7 protein-coding genes and 2 pseudogenes are annotated in these 7845 nt (G+C 61.7%); 4 read left to right on the top strand and 5 right to left on the bottom strand.

The genetic code is table 11. The features are described 5' to 3' along the window. Positions 1 to 206: 206 nt before the first annotated feature. Both ACE3OH_RS16465 and coq7 read right to left on the bottom strand, forming a co-directional pair. Positions 207 to 974: an SDR family NAD(P)-dependent oxidoreductase gene (locus ACE3OH_RS16465; protein WP_374355403.1), complete on the bottom strand. Its 768-nt coding sequence runs from the start codon at positions 972 to 974 to the stop codon at positions 207 to 209. 214 nt (positions 975 to 1188) lie between these two features. After that, positions 1189 to 1806: a 2-polyprenyl-3-methyl-6-methoxy-1,4-benzoquinone monooxygenase gene (coq7, locus tag ACE3OH_RS16460; RefSeq protein ID WP_374355397.1), complete on the bottom strand. Its 618-nt coding sequence runs from the start codon at positions 1804 to 1806 to the stop codon at positions 1189 to 1191. 128 nt (positions 1807 to 1934) lie between these two features. Here coq7 and ACE3OH_RS16455 point away from each other — a divergent pair. The 4 genes and pseudogenes from ACE3OH_RS16455 to ACE3OH_RS16440 all read left to right on the top strand — a co-directional run. Continuing rightward, positions 1935 to 2486, top strand: a pseudogene (locus ACE3OH_RS16455) (peptidylprolyl isomerase); the annotation flags it as partial. 194 nt (positions 2487 to 2680) lie between these two features. Next, entirely contained in the window at positions 2681 to 3178 is a 498-nt protein-coding gene (locus tag ACE3OH_RS16450; RefSeq protein WP_374355394.1) for a peptidylprolyl isomerase, read from the top strand. 81 nt (positions 3179 to 3259) lie between these two features. Beyond that, positions 3260 to 4018 (top strand): UDP-2,3-diacylglucosamine diphosphatase, encoded by a 759-nt coding sequence (locus ACE3OH_RS16445; protein WP_374355391.1) that lies wholly within the window; start codon positions 3260 to 3262, stop codon positions 4016 to 4018. A 173-nt stretch (positions 4019 to 4191) separates the two neighbouring features. Beyond that, entirely contained in the window at positions 4192 to 4680 is a 489-nt protein-coding gene (locus tag ACE3OH_RS16440; RefSeq protein WP_374355388.1) for a hypothetical protein, read from the top strand. Between the two features lie 15 nt (positions 4681 to 4695). Here ACE3OH_RS16440 and ACE3OH_RS16435 read toward each other — a convergent pair whose 3' ends face one another. The 3 genes and pseudogenes from ACE3OH_RS16435 to ACE3OH_RS16425 form a co-directional block, all read right to left on the bottom strand. Continuing rightward, positions 4696 to 5334: a lytic transglycosylase domain-containing protein gene (locus ACE3OH_RS16435; RefSeq protein WP_374355385.1), complete on the bottom strand. Its 639-nt coding sequence runs from the start codon at positions 5332 to 5334 to the stop codon at positions 4696 to 4698. Positions 5335 to 5351: 17 nt separating this feature from the next. Continuing rightward, a complete protein-coding gene (locus ACE3OH_RS16430; RefSeq protein ID WP_374355382.1) occupies positions 5352 to 7067 on the bottom strand; it encodes a proline--tRNA ligase in 1716 nt (571 codons plus the stop codon). A gap of 61 nt (positions 7068 to 7128) precedes the next feature. Further along, positions 7129 to 7845, bottom strand: a pseudogene (locus ACE3OH_RS16425) (hypothetical protein); the annotation flags it as partial.

The raw sequence follows: 7845 nt of genomic DNA, 5'->3' as shown, positions 1-7845 counted from the left end.
GCCAACGCTGAGAAGCTGTATGCACTATCGCAATCGGCACTGTGCGCGCCATATCTAGCCGAAGGCGGCGTGGAAGCCGAGTTGCAAAAGAAGGCGCGAGCGCTGAACAAGCCCTGATGGGTGATATACGTGAGGAATTGAACCCGCCGTACAAGCAAAAGCCCCGACCAAGCGGGGCTTTTGCATAGGTGCGCAACTCGGATGATTTACTTCGGCGCCATGCGCAGTGCGCCATCGAGGCGAATCACTTCGCCATTGAGCATCGGATTCTCCACAATGGCCGCTACCAGCTGCGCATACTCGCCCGGCTCGCCCAAGCGCGACGGGAAGGGCACCGAAGCGCCAAGGCTATCCTGCACATCTTGCGGCAGGCTGCCCATCATCGGCGTCTTGAAAATACCGGGAGCGATGGTCATTACGCGGATGCCGAAGCGCGCCAGCTCCCGCGCTGCCGGCAGGGTCATACCAACGATGCCGGCCTTGGATGCGGTATAGGCACATTGGCCGATCTGCCCGTCAAACGCCGCCACCGAGGCGGTATTGATAATGACGCCACGCTCGCCACTGGCAAGCGGGTTCTGCTTGCTCATCGCATCGGATGCCAGGCGCAGCAGATTGAAGCTACCGACCAGGTTCACACCGATCACCCGCTGGAAGCTGGCCAGCGCATGCGGTGCTTCGCGGCCCACCAGCTTTTCGCCATGCACGATGCCGGCACAGTTGACCAGCGCATCCAGGCGGCCAAAGCGGCTGACCGCCAAGCTGACAGCGGCCTGGCAAGCTGCCTCGTCGGTCACATCGGCGAGCGCAAAAGCGGCGTGCTCGCCGAGTTCCGCCGCTAGTGCGGTGCCCGCCTCGGCATTTCGATCAGCAATAACCACTCGCGCACCACCCGCGATGGCCATACGTGCCACACCGGCGCCCAGACCTGATGCCCCGCCACTTACCAGAAATACGCTGTCTTTGATTTGCATGTCTTGTCTCCGAGTCTTGAATAGGCGCTGCCGGTAGGCAGAAAGCCGCCATTGCCGGCCGAGGATGGTTGGCCAGCAAGCAGGGCGGCATTCTAGCAGCGCACCGGGCAAGCGGCGACACACGCCCGCCCTAGCTCAGCCTTGCTGCCGCGTATTCAACCGGGAAGCCGCAGCAGGGTAGCCTGCCTGAGAAGCCGATTTGCCCAGCAAACCGCTACAGGCGATACGACAGACCCGTCATCACTTTGGACATCGACCGCATCGCCAAACGCACCGGCAGCGGCAGCGGCGCCGCGCCGAGCGCCACCGCTGTCTCGGCATGGGCAGTTTCATCGGCATGCATTTGCCGGACGATGGCGCGGCTCTTTTCATCGGCCTGCGGCAGCTTGCTTAGATGCGCATCGAGGTGGGCACTGACCTGGCGCTCAGTCTCGGCCAGAAACCCCAGATTCCAGCGATCGCCCACCAGTCCGGCGGTCACGCCAATGGCCAGCGAACCGGCGTACCACAGGGGGTTCAGCACGCTTTTATGGCTACCCAGCTCTTGCAGGCGGCGCTCGGTCCAGGCCAGGTGCTCGACCTCCTCATGGGCCGCGCTGCGCAAGGCTTCGCGCGCTGCCGGATCGCGTGCCGTCAGAGCCTGGCCCTGGTACAAGGCTTGGGCACACACCTCGCCGCAATGATTCACCCGCATCAGGCCGGCCGCATGGCGCTTGTCGGCGATATCCATCGCCGGCTCGTCAATCTGCGCATCCGGATGGGGGCGCACGCTGGCCGCCGGGGCAAACACCGTGCGCAGGGCACGATCGAATTCACTGATCAATTTGTCCATCACAATCCCCGGTACACAAGGCAAAGCGCCCAGCCCGCAATTGTAAATTGCCGGCGCCATGCAAGGCCAGCGGCGGGCCGGCCTGTGCTAACATCTCGCCACTTATCAATCCGCATGGAAATACCATCATGAAACGCTTGCTGATCTCGCTGGCGCTGGCTGCCATGGCGCCGCAGGTTTTCGCTGATAACCCCCATGTGCTGCTAAATACCACGCTGGGCGATATTGAAGTCGAACTGATGCAGGACAAGGCACCGAAATCGGTCGCCAATTTCCTGCAGTATGTGAAGAAGGGCCATTACAACGGCACGCAGTTTCACCGGGTCATTCCGGGTTTTGTCGTCCAGGGCGGCGGCTATACCCCGGACATGAAGGAAAAGCCGACCGACAAGCCGATCGACAATGAGAGCACTAACGGCTTGTCCAATGTCACCGGCTCGCTGGCCATGGCCCGCACCGGCAATCCGCATTCGGCAACTTCGCAGTTCTATATCAATTTGTCCAACAATATCCCGCTGGACTACCGCGAAGACAACGGCAACAAGCGCTGGGGCTATACCGTGTTCGGCCGGGTCATCAAGGGCATGGATGTGGCGCAAAAGATCGCTGCAGAGCCAACCGGCCGTATGAATGGCATGGACAATGTGCCCAATCGCCCTATTGTGATCAAGAGTGCCAAGCTGCTCGCCGCCAATAGCGCCTCTGCAGTGCCGGCCGATGCACCGCAGCTGGAGAAGCCGACCAGCACACCGGTGCCACCACAGTCATCTGAAGGCGTTACGCCAACGGCCGGCGTCAAATTCATCATCTGGGAATAAACCCGGTTCGCCTGATCGCGCTGCCACAAGCAGCTGCCACCTGAAAGGATTCTCCAATGCGCGTCAATCTGCACACCAACCACGGCCTGATCGCCCTCGAGCTGGACGAAGCCAAGGCCCCCAAGACCGTTGCCAACTTTGTCGAATACGTGAAAGACGGCCATTACAACGGCGTCATCTTCCATCGCGTGATCAAGGATTTCATGATTCAAGGCGGCGGTTTCGAGCCTGGCATGAAGGAAAAGCCCACCCGTGGCGAAATCGAGAATGAAGCCGCCAATGGCCTGAAGAACGACAAGTACACGGTCGCCATGGCGCGCCGCCCCAGCCCGCATTCGGCCAGTGCGCAGTTCTTCATCAATGTCGTCAACAACAGCTTCCTGAACTACACCGCGCCGACCAATCAGGGCTTTGGCTACTGTGTATTCGGCAAAGTGGTGGAAGGCACCGAAGTGGTCGATGCCATCAAGGGCGTCGCCACCGGCAGCAAGGGCATGTTCCAGGATGTACCGCTGACCGATGTGATTATCGAAAAGGCCGAATTGGTGGCTTGATTCCCTGCCGGGCCCGAAACCTACCGGGCCTGCAACCCACACAACGGCGCAGCTTTCTGCGCCGTTTTACATGGCACTACCATGTCCAGACCGATACTGTTTGCCTCGGATATCCATCTCAGCGAATCCGACCCCACCACCATCGAGGCGTTCACCGAGTTCCTGCAAGGCCCGGCGCGCCAGGCCAGCGCGCTCTACCTGCTTGGTGACCTGTTTGAATACTGGGCTGGCGATGATGATGACGATGCACTCAATCAGCGCATGGCTGATCAGCTGTGCGCGTTGGCGCAAGGCGGCACCGCTGTGTACCTGATGCATGGCAATCGCGACTTCCTGATCGGCGCGGACTTTGCCCGGCGCGCTCACGCCACCCTGCTCCCCGACCCGTACTGCATCGAGGCATTCGGCCTGAACCTGCTGCTCAGCCATGGCGATCAGCTGTGTACCGACGACCTTGCCTATCAGCAGTTTCGCCACATGGTGCGCAATCAAGCCTGGCAAGCACAATTTCTGGGCCTGCCTCTGCCCGTGCGAAAGGCAGAAATCGCCAAGGTGCGCATGGCCAGCGAGTCGGCCAAGCAGGAAAAGGCAGCCGACATCATGGATGTCAACGCCAGCGCCGTAAGCAAGCTGCTAGCCGCCTACCCCGGCCACCATCTGGTCCACGGCCATACGCATAGGCCCAGCCTGTCGCGCCATGAGGTGCAGCACGGCTTGCGCCAGCGCTGGGTGTTGCCAGATTGGTACAGGGGCAAGGGGGGGTATTTGCAGGTAGACGACAACGGCCCGATGTTTGTCGGAGCCAGACAGGAAGCCAGCTGGGCTGGTAGCGAGCGCTAGGCCACTGCTGCTGCATGATCATTTGCTGATTGACTTCGCCAATTGTCGGCATAGACTGCTCGACTACCGCACTGCAACAAATGCTCTGGTTTGGTGCTGATCACCGTTGCGCGCCCCCAAACAGGTGCATGACGGGCTGAATTGCCGGCCAGGCTACAACACAGGATGTCACCATGGGTTCTGCGATTCCCCATCGCGCAGCGACCGGCCTTGACCACCAGCTGGACCTGCTCAGCGAGGGTGCCGATATTGCCAGCCGCAATCTGGAACGTTTGATCAGCACACAGTTCGACGGTTGTCGCGACTGGCTCAAATCGGTCAAGGCCAGCGACAAGCCGGGCGAGCACCTTGAGCAGCACCTCGACCATGGCCTGCAATTGGGATGCGCGCTGTTTGTCGCTCAGGTGTCGGCCATGACCGATGCCATGCAGTTGATGGAACGCGCCATGGCAGAACAGCACCGCACCCTGCTCGGCCAGATCGCCCAGCAAGCACCACAGGTGGGCGAGCCCCTCAAGCAGGTGTTGTGCATCAGCGGCTGCGGTTATGACTCGCTGTCCAAAGCGACGCGCCAGGTCGCCAATTTCGCCAGCAACCGCTTTGCCGCCGCCACGGTCAGCGCGTTCCAGCAGGCGCGCGACAAGATGTCCGAAGTCGTTTGAGTATCACGCCAGCCATCACATGGATGGCTTGGTCGCCGCTGCCGTTACCGGCACCGCCTTCGCCTGGCCGGGCCGCCAGTTCCACTGCACCTTCCAGGCAGCCAGCACCATATTCGGGTATTCGGGCTGGCCAAGACTGCCGTTATAGCGCCCAAGGGCGCGATACAGGTCGCCCTGCTCGATATCGAGGTAATGGCGCAAAATGGTGCAGCCGTAACGCAGATTCGTATACATATCGAACAGGTTGTGGCTAGGCGTGCCGATCTGGCGCACCCAGAACGGCATCACCTGCATCAGGCCACGCGCACTGGCTTCCGATATCGCATAGGTACGAAAACCACTTTCCACCTGCACCAAGCCCAGCACCAGCTGCGGATCGAGCCCGGCGCGGGTTGCTTCGTAATGGATCGCCGTCAGCAGCTTTTCCCGCATGTAGGCATCCGGCACCTTTTTCTGCAGGCGTTGCGACATCTCGGCCAGCCAGGCCTTACCCTCGTTCGGATCGCTGAACACCAGCCGTGGCGAGTAGCTATCGTTGATCGAACGCTGCATGGTGGTGGCAACCGAGGCCGATAGCGCTTCTTCCTTTTGTGCACCAGCCAGAGCCGGCACCGCAGCAAACAGCGCCAGCACGATGGAAAGATGAGTTTTCATGATGCTGCGACCTGGATCTAGACGCTCAGTTTCCCTTGCAACAGCGCCGCGATATCACCCTGCGGCACCAGCTCGGTGCTGCCTTGCTGGCGCGATACATATTCCACCTTGCCTTCTGCCAATGACTTGTCGCCAATGGTGACGCGATGCGGAATGCCGATCAGCTCCATATCGGCAAACATCACGCCGGGGCGCTCGTTGCGGTCATCCATCAGCACATCGATGCCCTTGGCGCGCAAATCAGCGTACAGCTGGTCAGCCGCCGCCTTGACCGCCTCGGAGCGCTGGTAGCCGACCGGCACGATGGCGACCGTGAACGGCGCCATGGCGGCCGGGAACTTGATGCCACGCTCGTCGAAATTCTGTTCGATGGCGGCGCCAACGATACGGCTGACACCGATACCATAGCAGCCCATTTCCATCGGCTTGAGTTGGCCTTCCGAATCCAGATACTGGCAGTTGAGCGCCTGGGAATACTTGGTGCCGAGCTGGAAGATATGGCCGACTTCGATGCCACGGCAGATTTCCAGCACGCCCTTGCCATCGGGCGAGGCATCACCGGCCACCACATTGCGCACATCGGCCACCAGATCAGGCTCAGGCAAATCGCGCCCCCAGTTGACGCCGGCGCTATGGAATTTGGGCTTGTTGGCGCCCACCACAAAGTCGCTCATCGCCGCCACGGTGCGGTCGGCGATCAGGCGGACGCGCGTACGGTCGATGCCGACCGGGCCGAGGAAGCCGGGCGGGCAGTTGAAGAAGGCGCGGATTTCATCTTCGGCAGCAAAACGGAAGTCGGCCATGCCATCGAGTTTGCCGAGCTTTACTTCGTTGAGCGTATGGTCGCCACGCAGCAGCACCAGCACCAGCTGCTCGCCCACCATCAGGGCGATCAGCTTCACCGTGCGTTGCAGCGGAATGCCCAGCAGTTCAGCTACCGCTTCACAGGTGGTTTGCTTGGGGGTATCGACATCGCGCAGGGCCTCGGTCGCGGCGGCACGTGGCGCCGCAGGGGCCAAGGCTTCGGCGGCTTCGACATTGGCTGCAAAGTCGGAACTCGGGCAGTAGGCCAGGGCATCTTCGCCCGAATCGGCCAGCACATGGAATTCCTGCGAGGCGTCGCCGCCAATGGCGCCGGAATCGGCCTTCACCGCGCGAAATTGCAGGCCCAGGCGGGTAAAGATGGCGGTGTAGGCCACATGCATCTTGCGGTAGCTTTCCGCCATGCCAGCCGTGTCCACATCGAAGGAGTAGGCATCCTTCATCATGAATTCGCGAGCACGCATCACGCCAAAGCGCGGCCGGATCTCATCGCGGAACTTGGTCTGCACCTGGTAGAAATTCAGCGGCAGCTGCTTGTAGCTTTTGATTTCGCTGCGGGCGATATCGGTGATGACTTCCTCGTGCGTCGGCCCGAAGCAGAAGTCGCGCTCGTGGCGATCCTTCATTTTCAGCATCTGCGGACCGAATACCGCCCAGCGGCCGCTTTCCTGCCACAGCTCGGCCGGCTGGATGGCCGGCATCAACAATTCCAGCGCACCAGCCTTGTCCATCTCTTCACGCACAATGGCTTCCACCTTGCGCATCACCCGCAGGCCCAGCGGCATCCAAGTGTAGAGGCCGGAACCGAGCTTCTTGATCAGGCCGGCGCGCAGCATCAGCTTATGGCTGGGCAGTTCCGCCTCGTTAGGCGCTTCTTTGAGGGTGGAGAGGAAAAATTGCGAGGTGCGCATCGGGAAGGCCGCTCGGTAATCGATGAAAAGACGACGATTTTACCGCAGCGCAGCACTTCGGTCAGCGACGTTTGATCGCCTCGTCCACCTTGGCCACGATGAACTTCTGTAGTTGCGGCTGCAATACAGCCAAGGTGCGGCGCAAGGCCTCGACATGCAGTGGCGCCAGCTGGCGCGCCAGCTCGGCCCGCACCAGCTTTTCCAGCTCGGGTTTCAGGGCTGCCTGCACCTCTTCCACCATGGCGGCCGCATCATACTCATCCAGCGGCGGCGCCTCGATGGAAAGCCCAAGGCCGTCGAATACATCATCGCTGACCGGTACCGGCGCAGCTGCGGGCGCCGGCGGCGCGACCACCTTGGCTGCTGGCGCTGCCGCAGTCGCTACCGGCGGCGCCACGGGTGCAGCTGCCGGCTTTTCATCGGGCACGGCAAAATCAAAGTTCAGGGCCAGATCGGGCATCAAGGGCGCGCCCACAGCCGGCGGAGGTACCACTGGCGCAGCCGGATTGGCGGGCTTTGCTGCACCTGGGCCGGTGCCCGGTATGGTCAGGTCGGGGAAATCGAAGTCTGGCGCGGCGGCCACAGGAGCAGGCGCTGCGGGAGCGGCGACCGGCTTGAGCGTCGGCACATCGATCAGGTCAGGCAATTCCGGTACGGCCTGCCGATGCGGCGCAGCGGGCGCAGCGGCGGGCTTTGCGGCAACCGGCGGCGCCGGTGGCACCGGCGCTGGTGGACTTGGCTCGGGCGGCGGGGCGAAATCGTCGGGGCGGATTTCCTC

Origin of the sequence: Chitinimonas sp. (assembly GCF_041904975.1) — a bacterium.
Classification (GTDB): domain Bacteria; phylum Pseudomonadota; class Gammaproteobacteria; order Burkholderiales; family Chitinimonadaceae; genus Chitinimonas.
Note: the sequence above shows the minus strand (reverse complement) of the source record. Positions and strands in the feature narration are given on the sequence as shown.